The sequence below is a fragment of the Nocardioides dubius genome (genome assembly GCF_039528155.1).
GTDB classification, from domain to species: domain Bacteria; phylum Actinomycetota; class Actinomycetes; order Propionibacteriales; family Nocardioidaceae; genus Nocardioides; species Nocardioides dubius.
Map to the genome: position 1 here is coordinate 137,267 of NZ_BAAALG010000008.1, position 15,668 is coordinate 152,934.

The window sequence follows — 15,668 nt, forward strand, 5'->3', positions numbered from 1 at the left end:
ATCGACCGCCGTCATGTGCGGCGGCTGGTCAGACCAGTCGCCGCACGATGCCGAGCGGGGCGTTGCGGATCACGGTGCCGAGCACGCTCCAGGGCCAGACCGGCACCCGCGCCGACGGCTTCTCCTTCTCGATGGCGGCCACCATCGCGGTGACGCCGTCGCGAGTGGAGACCATGAAGGCGGGCTTCTTCTTGAGCCGGTCGTTCATCTCCGAGGCGATGTAGCCCGGGTAGATCGTGCTGACCTTGATCGGCGAGCCGGCGAGCTCCATCCGCAGGCCCTCGGCCAGATGCGCGACGCCGGCCTTGGTGGCGGCATAGGTGGTCAGCGTCTTCGGCATGCCGCGCATCGCGGACATCGAGGAGATCATCACCAGGTGCCCGGCGTTCTGGGCGCGGAAGATCTGCATCGCGGCCTCGGCCTGGGCGAGGGCGGCGACGAAGTTGGTCATCGCCGTCTCCCGGTTGGCGTCGTAGCGGCCGGTGCCCAGCGGTGCGCCCTTGCCGAGGCCGGCGTTGATCACGACCCGGTCGATGGTGCCGAACTCGGAGGCGAACGTGGCGAAGACGTCGAAGACGGCGTCGTCATCGGTGACGTCGAGCGCGCGCACCTCGATCCGCCGTCCGGCGCTGCTCGACAGGATCTCGTCGCGCAGCTCCTCCAGCCGCTCCGTGCGCCGCGCGCAGAGTGCGAGGTCGTAGCCCAGCGCGGCGAGCTGACGGGCCATCTCCGCGCCGAGGCCGGAGCTGGCGCCGGTGATCAGGACGGTCTTCGGCATCTGCGTTCCTCACGTCGTCGGAGTCGGTCCGCTCACCCTAGGTCGCCGCCCCGTTGAGTGGTGCCGTTCTGCACCGATGCCCGTTGAGTGGTGCAGCAGGGCACCACTCAACGGGGTGGGGTGAGGTCAGGCGCTCTTGCTGCGGAGGCGCTGGCAGAGGTCGGCGATGGCTCACTCGTCGGGAATCAAGGCTTCGATCAATTGGTCCTCACCCTGGCCGTTCGCCGATTGGAGCAGGGTGATCCGGTCGTCGCGGCATCGTGGGCTGGCAACCAGGAGCCATCTCTTCGAATTGCGATAGACGACCTCGACATCCGTCCCCGGCCGCCAGCGCTTCAGCCTGCCGACCTCACCTGCGTGGTCGGTCCAGTAGACCCAGTCGCCGCAGGCGATCTCTGAGCCCGCGTCACCGTCGCCCAGTGGTACGACCTCCGGTCCATCCAGCCCGTAGAAGGCTCCGACGTCTGGGGCGTCCTCGTCGTACTGCTCGTTCCATACCGTCGTCGAGCTGCTCACAGCGCCGGTGAATGCCGCGCACGGCAACTGGGCCGGGAGCTCGGTGGCTGTCGCGTCGTCGGCTCTGCGGACCCAGGCCCGGTTGCATCCGTTGGGGGTTCCGTCCTCAGATTGCGTGTTCACCACCACGCCGGCCTCACTGAGCCGAGGCATGCCGATCCCGGTCTTCCGGTGACGAACACACATGACCTTCTCGTGGGTACCGGTCTCGAGGTCGAGGGTGACCGCGCAGCGTCTGTGCATCGCCCCGGCGGTGTAGGTCAACAGCGATCCGGCGAGGGCCTGAGTGGGTGGCCACTGCGGTCGAGGTGCCTTCGCGATGTCCTCGATCCGCTGTGGCGAACCATGCGGGAGACGGCGTACCCAGTGTGTGACTGACGGATCGTCGGAGTTCTCGACCGTGACCCAGGTGAGCCAGCGCTCGGACAAGTCGACCTGTTCAAGGTGCTCACCGGGCGGAACGGTCACAGCGGCGACCGGTGACTCCTTCTTCCGGTCGTTGACTCGCATCGTCTGCGAGGAGTCCGCTTCAAGGAGATACCGCTTGCTGGCATGCAGGTACCCGCGGTTGGTGCGGGGGTCCTGAGCAACGACCCGCCACGACCAGGTGTCGGCGCCTTCCGTGTCGGTGGCCGTTCCCGTGTCGGTCTGGGGCGTGCTGGAGGGCGCGGCCTTCGACCGCTCTGTCTCTGATCCGCCTGCGGAACAACCGTTCGCCAGGAGAACGGCACAGACGGCGGGTACCAAGGCTCGCGGGAACTTGAACACCGACACTACATTCCGATGTTGTTCTGGTTGGCTTGATTCGCGTCCAGTGCCTTGCTCCTCCGTAGACACCTGCTGTCGATAGGTACGAATACCATTGGTTGTGAAGTCTCGGGGTTCAACATACGACGCTCCGTAATAGCGACTTGGCTGGTTACGTTGCTCCAGTATTGAACGTTGGGTCCAGTTGGCCACCGAACGAATGGCGTACGTTCCGCCGTGAGAGTCCCAGGCCGTCTTGATGTTCACCTGGTGCACCAAGTCGCCGATCCACGTTGCGCCGGCTTGCTCTGTCCCCAGATCGCTGGAGCTACTTCCTCGGATTGGCAACGGACAAGTGCTGGGATTTGGTCGGCGCGCGTGGGAAGAACCTCAGTATGGGCTGATAGCTCTCACTCAACGCATTGCCTGTTCGGCGTATTGCGCCCTCGATTAGCTGACTTCCTCGCCCGCCTGCGCAGAGGGTGTCGTCGTCAGGCAGGTGACGAGAGAAAGACCACATGCCACTGGCGCAGTCCACGTGCTCAAATACTTCATCTTTCTCACCCCGTCTAGATAGCTGGCAGCGTTCTGGGATCATGGGTGGAGTCGGAAAATGCCCGATGCCGCCGCCCTTTTGGGGCGGCGGCATCGGTGGTGGGGTGAGGTCAGGCGCTCTTGCTGCGCAGGCGCTCCAGGGCGCTCATGCCGTGGTAGATCACCAGCACGGCGGCGGTGCCCAGGGCGATGCCTCCGAGCTTGATGTCGCCGAACTCGAGCACGGCGTTGCCCATGCCCATCGCGATGATCAGGGCCACGGCGACCGAGAAGAGGTTCTTCTGCTGGCCGAAGTCGACCTTGTTGTCGATCCACATCCGCACGCCGATCAGGCCGATGATGCCGTACAGCGCCAGGGTGACGCCGCCGATCACGCCGCCGGGGATGGTGAAGAGCAGCTCGCCGAACTTCGGCGACAGCGACAGCAGGATGGCGACGATGCCGGCCACCCAGTAGGCGGCGGTCGAGAAGACCCGGGTCGCCGTCATCACGCCGATGTTCTCGCCGTAGGTGGTGGTCGCCGAGCCGCCGCCGATGCCGGCCAGCATGGTGGCGGCGCCGTCGGAGAAGAGGGTCTTGCCGGTGAGGTCGTTGATGCTGTCGTCACCGGTGAGGTGGGCGACGCTGCGCACGTGGCCGACGTTCTCGGCGACCAGCACGAAGACGACCGGGAGGAACATCGGGATGACCGACCAGTCGACCTCGGGGGAGTTGAACTCCGGGAAGCCGACCCAGTCGGCGGCCTTGACTGCCTCGAAGGAGACCAGGTCCAGGCTCAGCGAGACCAGGTAGCCGACCACGAAGCCGAGCAGGATCGCGATCCGGCCGAGCAGGCCCTTGAACAGGGCCGCGATCGCCGCGATCGCCAGCACGGTGACGGTGGCGACGATCAGGCTGTCGTTGAGGGTGACGCCGTTGTCGGGGTTCACCGTGGTGACGTTGGCCCACGAGGCCTGGGCCAGGTTGAAGCCGATCAGCGCCACGATCGCGCCCATCACTGCGGGCGGCATCAGCACGTGGATCCAGGTGGTGCCGACGGCCTGGACGATCAGGCCGACGATGGCGAGCAGCGCACCGGTGACCACGATGCCGAAGAGGGCTGCGCCCATGCCGGGGCCGGGCGCCGCCTGGGTGCCCATCGCCGCGCCGACCGGGCCGAGGAACGCGAACGAGGAGCCGAGGTAGCTGGGCACCCGGTTCTTGGTGATCAGCAGGAACAGCAGGGTGCCGACACCGGAGAAGAGCAGCGTGGTGCTGGGCGGGAAGCCGGTGATCAGCGGGACCAGGAAGGTGGCGCCGAACATGGCGATCACGTGCTGGGCGCCGAGCCCGATGGTGCGCGGCCACGAGAGCCGCTCGAGCGGCTTGACGATCGCGTCGGGGGCGACGTCGCCGCCGTCGCCGTGCTTGGTCCAGATCAAGGAAGTGCCTCCTGCAGGGGTGGGAAGATCCGGCCCGGTCCGGATCGTGGAGCGGCCTGAGCCTAGTGCGGCCATGGCGATTCCGCTGTCGGCGGCCTGCAGCGGCGGCATACTGATCGCGTCTTGCGCTACGGGGGCGTAGTCGGTTCACGATCAGGAGTCGCGGTGCAGCGCTATCGACAGGTGGCCACGGGCGCCTGGCTGATCGCCGCCCTCGCCTGGCTGAGTCAGGCCTTCGTGCCGTGGGCCTCGCGGGGGCCGTTGTCGCGCTCGACGCTGTTGGACCTCGCCGCGCTGATCCAGGACCGGATCCTGGTCAGCGTGCCGCGATGGACGGTCGGGCTGGCGTTGGCGCTGCCGGTGCTGGCAGCGGGGCTGGCCGTGCTCGCGTTGCTGCGCGGGCGCGCTGCGCTCATCGGCCGGTGGTCGCTGGGCCTGCTCGGGGTCGGGGCGGTCGCCGTGCTGACCGGTGCCTTGACCGACTTCGAGACGGCGCGCTTCGGCACGGGCGCCTGGCTCGGGGTGCTCGGGGTCGTCGCCGTCGTGGTGGCGATCTGCGCGGAATGGACGACCAGACCATCGAAGTCGAAGACCAGGAGTCGTGATGAAGTTCTGTCCTGAGTGTGGCGCGAGCCTGGCGCCGGAGCAGCGGTTCTGCACCGGGTGCGGCTTCGCCCTGGCCGGTGCCGCTGCAGCTGGTGCGCCGCCGTCGCCGGTGCCCGGCCAGCCTGTGGGCGCTCCCCAGGTCTCCGCGTACGAGCAGCTCGGCTCGCACGCCGGTGCTCCCCTCCCGCCGCCGTCCGGTCGCAAGCGGGTGCGTGGGCTGGTGATCGCCGGCGTCGGCGTCGCGGTGCTCGGCGTGGTCGGGGTGGCCGCCTGGCAGGTCTTCGGCGGCGCCGACACCGGTGCCGACAAGCCGGAGGACGCCGTCACCGAGATCCTCGAGGCGGCCGAGAGCCAGGACCCGGTCGCAGCGATCCGGATGCTCAACCCGGCCGAGTCCGCCGGCATCGACGAGGTCTATGAGCAGCTGCACCAGCGTCTGGTGAAGGCGGGCGTGGCCAGCAAGGACGGCGTCTTCGAGGCCGGGGCGGTCACCTTCGACGACGTCGAGACGCGGGTGCGCGAGCTCGGCGACGATGTCGCGATCGTCTACCTCGAGGACGGCACGATGACCGTCGAGCTCAAGGCGGAGGAGTTCCCAGCCGCGCTCTCCGGCGTCGCCGACCAGGTGCGTGCCGAGCTGGGCGACTCCTGGCAGGAGCGGATCGACCTGAGCGATCTCGCCGACGACCTCTACATCGGCGGGGAGCCGGGGACCGGTCTCTTTGTGATCACCGTCAAGGTCGACGGCAAGTGGCACGTCTCGCCGACGGCGACCGCAGCGGAGTACCTGGCCCGGGACTGGTTCGGGCAGGGCGGCGACTGGAGCGCCTACGCCGACGGCGGCGACCGCGACCCGGTCACCGCGGACGTGCCGCAGGACGCGCTGCAGGTGCTGGCCGACGCTGCTCGCGGTGACGACCTGGACGGGATGCTGGACGCGCTGCCGTCGGGACAGGGCGCCCTGCTGCGCCCGTTCGTGGAGCTCGCCAACCGGGAGCTGGAGGCGGCCGGTGCGGGCTTCGATCTGGCGATCGACGAGCAGGAGGTGCGTGCCGGGGACGCGAAGGACGGACTGGTGCGCGTGGACATCGACCGTCTCACCGGCGACCTGAACGGGAAGGAGAGCGGCGACCCGTACCCGAACCGGTTCACCCTGAGCGGCGCGTGTGCCGAGCTCGCCACCTACTACGGCGAGGTGGAGCAGGGCTGCACGCCGCAATGGCTGGTCGACGCCAGCGGCATCAGCGAGGCGTTCGTGATGGTGCGCGAGACCGACGGCGGCTGGCAGGTCGACCCGTTCGCGACCGCCGTCGCCTGGCTGGAGGAGATCGTCGGCAACTTCCCGGACAGCGAGCTGGACTCCCTGATCGAGGCGATCGACAACGGCTCCGCCGACGACTGGATCGCCGACCGCCTCGGCTAAACCGCTCAATGTGACCTCAGCGCTCGGAATTGGCCGGATTTTGAGCGCTGAGGTCACATTGAGGAGAAAAAGTCAGGGTTGACTGTTTGTTTGTGGGGCGTCAGGATGACGTTGTGAGCCAGACCACGACACGCGTGCCGCAGGAGCAGCGCACCCGGGCGATGCGGGAGCGGTTGCTGGAGGCGTGCGTCGCCGTCCTGGTCGAGAAGGGATGGGCGGGCACCTCGACCACGCTGGTCTCGCAGCGGGCCGGGGTCAGCCGTGGCGCGCAGCTGCACCACTTCCCGACCAAGGCATCGTTGGTGGTCGCCGCGGTCGAGATGCTGGCCGAGCGCCGCCACCACCTGCTGGAGGAGGTCTCCCAGGGGCTTCCCCAGGGAGCCGGCCGCACCCGCGCGGTGCTCAACGCCTTCGGCGACCACTTCGCCAGCGACGTCTTCACCGCGGCGCTCGAGCTCTGGGTGGCCGCGCGCACCGACGCCGAGCTGCTGCAGGTCGTCGGGCCGCTGGAGCAGCGGGTCGGCCGGGAGACCCACCAGGCCTGCGTCGAGATGCTCGGCATCGACGAGTCGGTGCCCGGCAACCGCGAGCTGGTGCAGGCCACCCTCGACCTGGTCCGCGGCCTCGGCCTGGCCAACACCATCTCCGACGACACCGCACGCCGCCGCCGGATCCTCGACCGCTGGGCCGATGAGCTCGACACCGTGATCGCACGACAGGAGCAGGGATGAGTGACCTTCTCGGCCAGGTGCTGGCCGATCTCGACGCCGAGGGCGCGCGGCTCGAAGCCCTCCTCGCCGACCGGCCGGACGCAGACTGGCGCGTGGCCACGCCGGCCGCCGGCTGGGACGTCGCCGCGCAGATCGCCCACCTGGCCTGGACCGACGAGTCCGCCGTCACCGCGGCCACCGACAAGGCCGGCTGGGACGCACTGGTCACCGAGGCGCTGCAGGACCCGGAGCGGTTCGTCGACGGCGCCGCCCTGCGCGGTGCCGCAGTGCCGGCATCCGAGCTCCTCGCCCGGTGGCGCACCGCGCGCCGCGAGCTGCAGCGGGTGCTGCGCGAGCTGCCCCCCGGCACCAAGCTGCCCTGGTACGGCCCGCCGATGTCGGCCACCTCGATGGCCACCGCCCGGTTCATGGAGACCTGGGCGCACGCGCTCGACGTGCACGAGGCCCTGGGAGCCGAGCCCGAGGCCACCGACCGGATCAAGCACGTCGCGCACCTCGCCGTGCGCACCCGGGACTTCGCCTTCGTCACCCGCGGCCTCGAGCCGCCCACCGACGCCTTCCACATCGACCTGGTCGCCCCGTCCGGGGAGCACTGGACCTGGGGCGAGCCGGACGCCGCCCAGCAGGTCACCGGCCCGGCACTCGACCTCTGCCTGCTGGCCACCCAGCGGATCAACCGGGCCGACACCGCACTCCGGGCCAGGGGCGCGGACGCCGAGACCTGGCTCGGGATCGCCCAATGCTTCGCCGGCCCGCCCGGGACCGGACGTGACGCCGCCGAGAAGGAGACCAACCGATGAAGGCCACGCTGCGCGTCGGCAACTGCTCCGGCTTCTACGGCGACCGCTTCTCCGCGATGCGCGAGATGCTCGAGGGCGGCGAGCTGGACGTGCTCACCGGCGACTACCTCGCCGAGCTGACCATGCTGATCCTCGGCAAGGACACCATGAAGGACCCCAGCCTCGGCTATGCGCGCACCTTCGTGCGGCAGGTCGAGGAGAACCTCGGGCTCGCTCTGGAGAAGGGCGTGCGGATCGTCAGCAATGCCGGCGGGCTGAACCCGGCCGGGCTGGCCGAGCGACTGCGCGAGGTCAGCACCGGCCTCGGCCTGGACGTCGCGATCGCGCACGTCGAGGGCGACGACCTGCGGGCTCGTGCCGGCGAGCTCGGGCTGGACGGCGCGCTGACCGCCAACGCCTACCTCGGCGGATTCGGGATCGCCGCCGCGCTCGACGCCGGAGCGCAGATCGTGGTGACCGGGCGGGTCACCGATGCCTCGGTGGTCCTCGGCCCGGCCGCCCACCACTTCGGCTGGGGTCTCACCGACTACGACCAGCTGGCCGGTGCCGTGGTGGCCGGCCACGTGATCGAGTGCGGCACCCAGGCCTGTGGCGGGAACTTCTCCGGGTTCCGCGACCTCGCGCGCCAGGGCCACTTCAACAGCCCGATCGGCTTCCCGATCGCCGAGATCGCCGCCGACGGCTCGTCGGTGATCACCAAGCGCGGCGAGACCGGGGGCGCGGTCACCGTCGACACCGTCACCGCCCAGTTGGTCTACGAGATCCAGTCCACCCGCTACCTGGGCCCGGACGTGACCACGCTGCTGAACTCGATCGAGCTGCGCCAGGAGGCCGCCGACCGGGTCGCGATCACCGGCGTCCGCGGCGAGGCGCCGCCGGCCACGCTCAAGGTCTGCGTCAACGAGCTCGGCGGCTGGCGCAACAGCGTCGAGTTCGTGCTGACCGGGCTGGAGACCGAGACCAAGGCCGACTGGGTGCGCGAGCAGATGAACGCGGCGCTCGCCGTCGACCCGCCGTCGACGGTGCACTGGTCGGGCACCACCCGCCCGCACCAGGACGCGGACACCGAGGAGGCGGCGAGCATCCTGTTGCGCTGCACCGTCAAGGACAGCAAGCCCGGTCCGGTCGGCAAGCCGTTCACGAGTGCCGCAGTGGAGCTGGCGCTGGCCTCCTACCCGGGCTTCACGATGACCGGCCCGCCGTCGGCCGCCGCTCCCTACGGTCTGTACCGGCCGGCCTACGTGGCCCGCGACGCCGTCGTGCAGACGGTGGTGCATGCCGACGGCCGTCGCGAGGCGATCACCGAGCCGAGCGTCTTCAGCGAGGGCGGTGCCGAGGCCACCGACCCGATCGGGCTGCGCCCCTCGCCGTTCCCGGCGCCGCACGACGCGCTCACCCGGCGGATGCCGCTGGGCACGTTCGTGCACGCCCGCTCCGGGGACAAGGGCGGCGACGCCAACCTCGGCCTGTGGGTCGCGAAGGGCGAGGCGATCCCCGAGGAGCTCTACCTGGCCAGGGTCAACTGGCTGGCCAAGCTGATCACCCCGGCGAAGGTCCGTGAGCTGGTCCCCGAGGCTGCCGGGCTGCCGATCGAGGTCTACCTGCTGCCCAACCTGGGCGGCGTGAACGTGGTCATCCACGGCCTGCTCGGGGACGGCGTCGCCTCGTCGGTGCGCTTCGACCCGCAGGCGAAGGGACTCGGCGAGTGGGTGCGCTCGCGGATGGTGAACGTGGACGAGCGGCTGCTCGCCCGGAGAGAGGACATCGGATGAGCTTCACCGCAGAGCAGGTCGCCCTCAAGGAGTCGGCCGCCGAGTTCACCCGCCGCGAGATCATCCCGCAGCTGCAGCAGTGGGAGGACGACGGCGAGCTGCCGCGCGAGCTGCACCTCGCGGCCGCCAAGGCGGGCTTCATGGGGATCGGCTACCCCGAGGAGGCGGGCGGTGACGGCGGCGATCTGCTCGACGTGATCGCCGCCCAGGAGGGCTTCATGGAGGCCGGAGCGGCCGGCGGCATCCTGGCCTCGCTCTTCACGCACGGGATCTCGCTGCCGCACATGATCGCGCACGGCTCGCCGGAGCTGATCGATCGCTACGTGCGCCCGACCCTGGCCGGTGAGCTGATCGGCTCGCTCGGGATCACCGAGCCGGGCGGCGGATCGGACGTCGCCGGCCTGACCACCAAGGCGATCCGCGACGGCGACCACTACGTGATCAACGGGTCGAAGACCTTCATCACCTCCGGTGTCCGGGCCGACTTCGTGACCACGGCGGTGCGCACCGGCGAGGCCGGCGCGCACGGCCTGTCGCTGATCGTGGTGCCGACCGACACCCCTGGCTTCACGGTCACCCGCAGCCTGAAGAAGATGGGCTGGCACTGCTCCGACACCGCCGAGCTCTCCTACGTCGACGTCCGGGTCCCGGCCAGTCACCTGATCGGCGAGGAGAACGCGGGCTTCTACTACATCGCGGAGCAGTTCGTGGTGGAGCGGATCGCGCTGGCCCTGATCGGCTACGGGCACGCGGCCCGCGCGCTGGCTCTGGCTGCCGACCACTGCCGTCAGCGCCAGACCTTCGGCAAGCCGATCATCACCAACCAGGTGGTGCAGGCCAAGCTCGTCGAGATGCACCGCCAGGTGCAGGTGGCGCGCACCTACACCCACGACGTCGCGCGCCGGCACATCGCGGGAGAGAACGTGATCGCCGACGTCTGCCTGGCCAAGCAGACCGCAGTCGAGACGGCGGTGGCGGTGACCAGCGAGGCGGTCCAGCTCTTCGGCGGCACCGGCTACATGCACGGCACCGAGGTCGAGCGGCACTACCGCGACGCGAGGATCCTGCCGATCGGCGGCGGCGCCACCGAGGTGCTGACCGACCTGGCCGCCAAGCTGCTCGGGTACACCCGCTGATGGGCATCGGCAAGCCGCTCGGCGGCGAGGTGAGCGTGCAGATCGACGCCGACGTGGCGGCGGTGTGGGCGCTGGTCAGCGACGTGACCCGGATCGGCGAGTTCTCGCCGGAGACCTTCGAGGCCAAGTGGACGCGTGGCTCCACCGGGCCCGAGGTCGGGGCGACCTTCGCCGGGCACGTGAAGCGCAACGGCGTCGGGCCCACCTACTGGTCGCCGTGCCGGGTCACCAAGTGCGTGCCGAACGAGGTCTTCGAGTTCGCGGTCGGCACCGACGCGGTGGCGGTCAACAACTGGGGCTACCGGTTGCGCGCCACCGACGGCGGCACCGAGGTGACCGAGTACTTCCGGCTCGAGCCGTCGTTGCCGGTCCGCCTGTACTGGCTGCTGTTGGGCCGGCTGCGTGGGCGCACCAACGAGCGCGGGATGCGCACCACCTTGGAGCGGATGAAGCAGGTGCTGGAGTCCCACGAACCAGGAGCCGCCGACGGCGGTCCCGCGGAGAGGAGCTGAGCATGGCCAGCGACAACCGGACGGCGATGCTGGAGAAGATCGCCGACCTGCATGCCGAGCAGACGAAGGCCGTCGAGGCCGGTGGCAAGTACATCCAGCGTCACCGCGACCGCGGCAAGCTGACCGCGCGCGAGCGCGTCGAGCTGCTGATCGACGAGGGCTCGGCGTTCCTGGAGCTGATGCCGTTGGCCGGTTGGGGCAGCGACTTCGCGGTCGGCGCGAGCATGGTCACCGGGATCGGCGTGGTCGAGGGCGTCGAGTGCATGATCGTGGCCAACGACCCGACGGTGAAGGGCGGAGCGCTCAACCCGTGGTCGGTGAAGAAGAGCTTCCGGGCCGCGGACATCGCCGCCCAGAACGGCCTGCCGACGATCAACCTCACCGAGTCCGGCGGTGCGGATCTGCCGACCCAGAAGGAGATCTTCATCCCCGGCGGCCGCGGCTTCCGTGACCTGACCCGCTCCTCGGCACGCAAGGTGCCGACCGTCTCGGTGGTCTTCGGCAACTCGACGGCGGGCGGTGCCTACGTGCCCGGCATGAGCGACTACGTGATCATGGTCGCCGAGCAGGCCAAGGTGTTCCTGGCCGGCCCGCCACTGGTGAAGATGGCCACCGGCGAGGAGACCGACGACGAGTCGCTCGGTGGCGCCGAGATGCACTCGCGGGTCTCGGGCTCGTCGGACTTCCTCGCCGTCGACGAGCGGGACGCGATCCGTCAGGCCCGGCGGGTGGTGGCCCGGCTCAACTGGCGCAAGCAGGGCGATGAGCCGGCGCCGACCTATGCCGAGCCCGAGCTCGACCCCGAGAACCTGCTCGACCTGATCCCCACCGACCTCAAGGAGCCGTTCGACCCGCGCGAGGCGATCCTGCGGATCGTGGACGGCGTCGGCACCGACAACGAGGTCGCCTTCGACGAGTTCAAGCCGCTCTACGGCTCGGCGCTGTGCGTGGGCTGGGCGCGGCTGCACGGCCACCAGATCGGCATCCTGGCCAACGCCCGCGGTGTGTTGATGAGCAACGAGGCGCAGAAGGCCGCGCAGTTCATCCAGCTGGCCAACCAGAAGGACACGCCGCTGCTCTTCCTGCACAACACCACCGGCTACATGGTCGGCAAGGAGTACGAGCAGGGCGGCATCATCAAGCACGGCGCCCAGATGCTGAACGCGGTGAGCAACTCGAAGGTGCCGCACCTGACGGTGATCATGGGCGCCTCCTACGGCGCCGGCAACTACGGCATGAACGGTCGCGCCTACGACCCGCGCTTCCTCTTCACCTGGCCCTCCGCGAAGTCCTCGGTGATGGGCCCGGCCCAGCTGGCCGGCGTCCTGGAGATCGTCGCTCGGCAGTCCGCTGAGTCCAAGGGCCTGCCCTTCGACGAGGCCGGCTTCGCGCCCACCAAGCAGATGGTCGAGCAGATGATCGAGGAGCAGTCGCTGCCCTATGTGCTCTCGGGAATGGTCTACGACGACGGCGTGATCGACCCGCGTGACACCCGCACCGTGCTGGGCATCTGCCTCTCGGTGATCAACAACCAGCAGGTGGAGGGCGCGATGAACTTCGGCGTCTTCCGGATGTGAGAGGCAGACGATGATCACCCGACTCCTGGTCGCCAACCGTGGCGAGATCGCCCGCCGCGTCTTCGCCACCTGCGCCCGCCTGGGCATCGAGACCGTTGCCGTGCACTCCGACGCCGACGCGGGCCTCCCGTTCGTGGGCGACGCCGACGTAGCGGTCCGGCTGCCCGGCAACACGCCTGCCGAGACCTACCTGCGCACCGACCTGATCCTGGCCGCCGCCAAGGCGACCGGGGCGGACGCGATCCACCCGGGCTACGGATTCCTCAGTGAGAACGCCGACTTCGCGCGCGCCGTCACCGAGGCCGGCCTGATCTGGGTGGGCCCGGCGCCGGAGTCGATCGAGCAGATGGGCTCGAAGATCGAGTCCAAGAAGCTGATGGAGGCGGCCGGCGTCCCGGTGCTCACCAACCACACCGCCGACACGGCCACCGAGGCCGATCTGCCCTTGCTGGTCAAGGCATCCGCCGGTGGTGGGGGCCGCGGCATGCGGGTCGTGCACCGGCTCGAATCGCTGGCCGGAACCATCGAGGCCGCCGCTGCCGAGGCTGAGTCGGCGTTCGGTGATGGCACCGTCTTCGTGGAGCCCTACGTGGAACGGGGTCGGCACGTCGAGGTGCAGGTGCTCGGCCACGCCGACGGGGTCGCGGTGTTCGGCGAGCGCGACTGCTCGGTGCAGCGACGTCACCAGAAGGTGGTCGAGGAGGCGCCGGCTCCGAACCTTCCCACGGCCACCCGCTCCGCGCTGCACGAGGCCGCCCGCGCCGCCGCCGCCGCGATCGACTATCGCGGTGCCGGCACGGTCGAGTTCCTCTACGACGCCGACGCCGACCGGTTCTTCTTCCTGGAGATGAACACGCGCCTGCAGGTGGAGCACCCGGTCACCGAGCTGGTGCACGGTGTCGACCTGGTCGAGCTGCAGCTGCTGGTCGCCGAGGGCGCGCGGATCGACGTCGCCGAGACCGCGCCGCGCGGGCATGCGGTGGAGGTGCGGCTCTACGCCGAGGACCCGTCCGCCGACTACCAGCCACAGAGCGGAGCCCTTACCCGCTTCGAGATCGACGCCGACGTGCAGTTCGGTCCGCTGCCCGGCGCCGGCGTGCGTCTCGACTCCGGCTTCGGCACCGGCGATGTGGTCAGCACCTTCTACGACGCGATGCTGGCCAAGCTGATCGTCTGGGCGCCGACCCGCGAGGGGGCGCTGCGTCGCACGGTCGGTGCGCTGCGTCGCGCCGAGCTGCACGGGCTGCGCACCAACCGGGACCAGCTGGTGCAGATCCTCGGGCACCGCGACGTGATCGCCGGCACGATGACCACCGCGTTGCTGGCCGATGAGGACGACGCGCTGGTCGGCCTGAGCGGCCTTACCGGTTCCTTGCCCTCGCAGGTGCAGACGCTTCTTGCTGCCGCCCTCGCCTGCGCTGCCGACGCTGCCGGACGCCGTCCGGTGCAGCGCCGGGCGCCGCTCGGGTGGCGCAACGTGGACGCGGGCCCGTTGGTGACCGCCCTGGAGTACGAGGGCACCGAGGTGAAGATCGGCTGGCGGCGCACGTCGAGCGGCCTGGAGCATGTCGACCTCTACGACGAGGTCGAGGGCATCGCCGCTGACGATCCCACCCCGCTTGCCGGCGTCCCGGGGGCGTGGCAGGTCGTCACGCGGCACGGTGGCGTAGCGGCGGCGCACCGGGTCTTCCTCGCCGGAGAGCGGATCGACGTCGAGACGCCGACCGGGCACGTGGCGCTGCGCCGGGTGCCGCGCTTCGTGGACCCCTCCACCCAGGTCGCCGCAGGCTCGCTGCTCGCGCCGATGCCGGGAACCGTGGTCGCGGTCCGGGTTGCCGCAGGCGAGACGGTCACCGAGGGCCAGCCCCTGGTGGTGATGGAGGCGATGAAGATGCAGCACGTCATCGCCGCCCCGTACGACGGCACGGTCACCGAGATCGGCGCCGCAGAAGGAGATCAGGTCGAGGCCGGAGCGGTCCTCGCGGTGGTCAGTGCACCGGACAACGAAGCAGCCGAAGGAGAGCAGTGATGTCGACGATGTTCACCGAGCCCGAGGAGCGCCAGGCACTGCGTGAGGCGGTGCGCAAGCTGGCGGGCAAGTACGGCCGCGAGTTCGTGGAGAAGCAGGCCCGCTCCGGCGGCAAGATGACCGACATGTGGCTGGAGATGGGCCGCAACGGCTTCCTCGGCGTCAACATCGCCGAGGAGTACGGCGGTGGCGGCGGTGGGATGGCCGACCTGGCGGCGGTCCTGGAGGAGGCTGCCGCGGCCGGTGCGCCGCTGCTGATGATGGTGGTCTCGCCGGCCATCTGCGGCTCGATCATCAGCCGTTGCGGCACCGAGGAGCAGAAGAAGCAGTGGCTGCCCCCGATCGCCGACGGCACCCTGCTGATGGCGTTCGGGATCACCGAGGCCGATGCCGGCTCCAACTCGCACCAGATCACCACCACCGCGACCCGCGACGGCGACGAGTGGGTGCTGAATGGTCAGAAGACCTTCATCTCCGGCGTCGACGAGGCGCAGTCGGTGCTGATCGTGTCCCGCACCGCCGACGAGAAGACCGGCAAGCTCAAGCCGGCGCTCTTCGTGGTGCCGACCGATGCGCCGGGCTTCACCAAGACCCAGATCGAGATGCAGTGGGCGGCCCCGGAGAAGCAGTTCACCCTCTTCCTCGACGACGTCCGGGTGCCGGCCGAGGCGCTGGTCGGCGACGAGGACGGCGGCCTGTGGCAGCTCTTCGCGGGCCTCAACCCCGAGCGGATCATGGGCGGCGCCCTCTCCTGCGGGATGGCGCAGTTCGCCCTCGACAAGGCGGTGGACTACGCGAAGACCCGTACGGTCTGGAAGGACCAGCCGATCGGCGCCCACCAGGGCATCGCGCACCCGATCGCCAAGGTCAAGATCGAGCTGGAGCAGGCGCGGCTGCTGTGGCAGAAGGCGGCAGCGCTCTACGACGCCGGTGACGACATGGCTGCCGGCGAGTACGCCAACATGGCCAAGTACGCCGGTGGCGAGGTCTCCTGCAACGCCACCGACGTCGCGGTGCACACCCACGGCGGCAACGGCCTCACCGTGGAGTACGGCCTGGCCAACA

The 15,668-nt window shown here is 69.9% G+C and carries 13 protein-coding genes; 10 read left to right on the plus strand and 3 right to left on the minus strand.

Translation table 11 applies throughout. The features are described 5' to 3' along the window. Positions 1-28: 28 nt before the first annotated feature. The 3 genes from ABD151_RS10580 to ABD151_RS10590 form a co-directional block, all read right to left on the minus strand. Positions 29-778 carry an SDR family oxidoreductase gene (locus tag ABD151_RS10580; RefSeq protein ID WP_343994070.1) on the minus strand — a complete coding sequence of 250 codons (750 nt, stop codon included), beginning with the start codon at positions 776-778 and terminating at the stop codon, positions 29-31. Between the two features lie 171 nt (positions 779-949). Next, positions 950-2,308, minus strand: a complete 1,359-nt coding sequence (locus ABD151_RS10585) for a hypothetical protein (protein ID WP_343994072.1) — start codon at positions 2,306-2,308, stop codon at positions 950-952. A gap of 398 nt (positions 2,309-2,706) precedes the next feature. Beyond that, positions 2,707-4,017 carry a uracil-xanthine permease family protein gene (locus ABD151_RS10590; RefSeq protein ID WP_343994074.1) on the minus strand — a complete coding sequence of 437 codons (1,311 nt, stop codon included), beginning with the start codon at positions 4,015-4,017 and terminating at the stop codon, positions 2,707-2,709. Positions 4,018-4,182: 165 nt separating this feature from the next. Between ABD151_RS10590 and ABD151_RS10595 the strand changes: the two genes are divergently transcribed. The 10 genes from ABD151_RS10595 to ABD151_RS10640 form a co-directional block, all read left to right on the plus strand. After that, positions 4,183-4,638 carry a hypothetical protein gene (locus ABD151_RS10595; RefSeq protein WP_343994076.1) on the plus strand — a complete coding sequence of 152 codons (456 nt, stop codon included), beginning with the start codon at positions 4,183-4,185 and terminating at the stop codon, positions 4,636-4,638. After that, positions 4,622-6,046, plus strand: a complete 1,425-nt coding sequence (locus ABD151_RS10600; protein WP_343994078.1) for a zinc ribbon domain-containing protein — start codon at positions 4,622-4,624, stop codon at positions 6,044-6,046. The genes ABD151_RS10595 and ABD151_RS10600 overlap by 17 nt, the downstream gene beginning before the upstream one ends. 113 nt (positions 6,047-6,159) lie before the next feature. After that, a complete protein-coding gene (locus tag ABD151_RS10605; RefSeq protein WP_343994080.1) occupies positions 6,160-6,777 on the plus strand; it encodes a TetR/AcrR family transcriptional regulator in 618 nt (205 codons plus the stop codon). Continuing rightward, on the plus strand, positions 6,774-7,577 hold the full coding sequence (locus tag ABD151_RS10610) for a TIGR03084 family metal-binding protein (protein ID WP_343994082.1): 804 nt from the start codon (positions 6,774-6,776) through the stop codon (positions 7,575-7,577). The genes ABD151_RS10605 and ABD151_RS10610 overlap by 4 nt, the downstream gene beginning before the upstream one ends. Continuing rightward, the gene (locus ABD151_RS10615; protein WP_343994084.1) at positions 7,574-9,349 is read left to right on the plus strand and encodes an acyclic terpene utilization AtuA family protein; all 1,776 of its coding nucleotides are present in this window, start codon (positions 7,574-7,576) and stop codon (positions 9,347-9,349) included. The genes ABD151_RS10610 and ABD151_RS10615 overlap by 4 nt, the downstream gene beginning before the upstream one ends. Then, complete coding sequence (locus tag ABD151_RS10620; protein WP_343994086.1) at positions 9,346-10,485, plus strand: acyl-CoA dehydrogenase family protein; 1,140 nt, start codon at positions 9,346-9,348, stop codon at positions 10,483-10,485. The genes ABD151_RS10615 and ABD151_RS10620 overlap by 4 nt, the downstream gene beginning before the upstream one ends. After that, positions 10,485-10,997, plus strand: coding sequence for an SRPBCC family protein (locus tag ABD151_RS10625; protein WP_343994088.1), 513 nt, complete (start codon positions 10,485-10,487; stop codon positions 10,995-10,997). Before ABD151_RS10620 ends, ABD151_RS10625 begins: the two co-directional genes overlap by 1 nt. Before the next feature lie 2 nt (positions 10,998-10,999). Then, the gene (locus tag ABD151_RS10630) at positions 11,000-12,574 is read left to right on the plus strand and encodes an acyl-CoA carboxylase subunit beta (RefSeq protein WP_343994090.1); all 1,575 of its coding nucleotides are present in this window, start codon (positions 11,000-11,002) and stop codon (positions 12,572-12,574) included. Between the two features lie 10 nt (positions 12,575-12,584). Then, complete coding sequence (locus ABD151_RS10635) at positions 12,585-14,603, plus strand: ATP-binding protein (protein ID WP_343994092.1); 2,019 nt, start codon at positions 12,585-12,587, stop codon at positions 14,601-14,603. Next, positions 14,603-15,668, plus strand: a 1,066-nt coding sequence (locus ABD151_RS10640; protein WP_343994094.1) for an acyl-CoA dehydrogenase family protein, incomplete at its 3' end; no start/stop codon positions are given. The genes ABD151_RS10635 and ABD151_RS10640, both read left to right, overlap by 1 nt.

Coding starts and splice junctions, on each gene's coding strand:
- ABD151_RS10580 (WP_343994070.1), bottom strand. CDS start 778: ATGCCGAAGACCGTCCTGATCACCGGCGCCAGCTCCGGCCTCGGCGCG.
- ABD151_RS10635 (WP_343994092.1), top strand. CDS start 12,585: ATGATCACCCGACTCCTGGTCGCCAACCGTGGCGAGATCGCCCGCCGC.
- ABD151_RS10620 (WP_343994086.1), top strand. CDS start 9,346: ATGAGCTTCACCGCAGAGCAGGTCGCCCTCAAGGAGTCGGCCGCCGAG.
- ABD151_RS10615 (WP_343994084.1), top strand. CDS start 7,574: ATGAAGGCCACGCTGCGCGTCGGCAACTGCTCCGGCTTCTACGGCGAC.
- ABD151_RS10630 (WP_343994090.1), top strand. CDS start 11,000: ATGGCCAGCGACAACCGGACGGCGATGCTGGAGAAGATCGCCGACCTG.
- ABD151_RS10600 (WP_343994078.1), top strand. CDS start 4,622: ATGAAGTTCTGTCCTGAGTGTGGCGCGAGCCTGGCGCCGGAGCAGCGG.
- ABD151_RS10610 (WP_343994082.1), top strand. CDS start 6,774: ATGAGTGACCTTCTCGGCCAGGTGCTGGCCGATCTCGACGCCGAGGGC.
- ABD151_RS10625 (WP_343994088.1), top strand. CDS start 10,485: ATGGGCATCGGCAAGCCGCTCGGCGGCGAGGTGAGCGTGCAGATCGAC.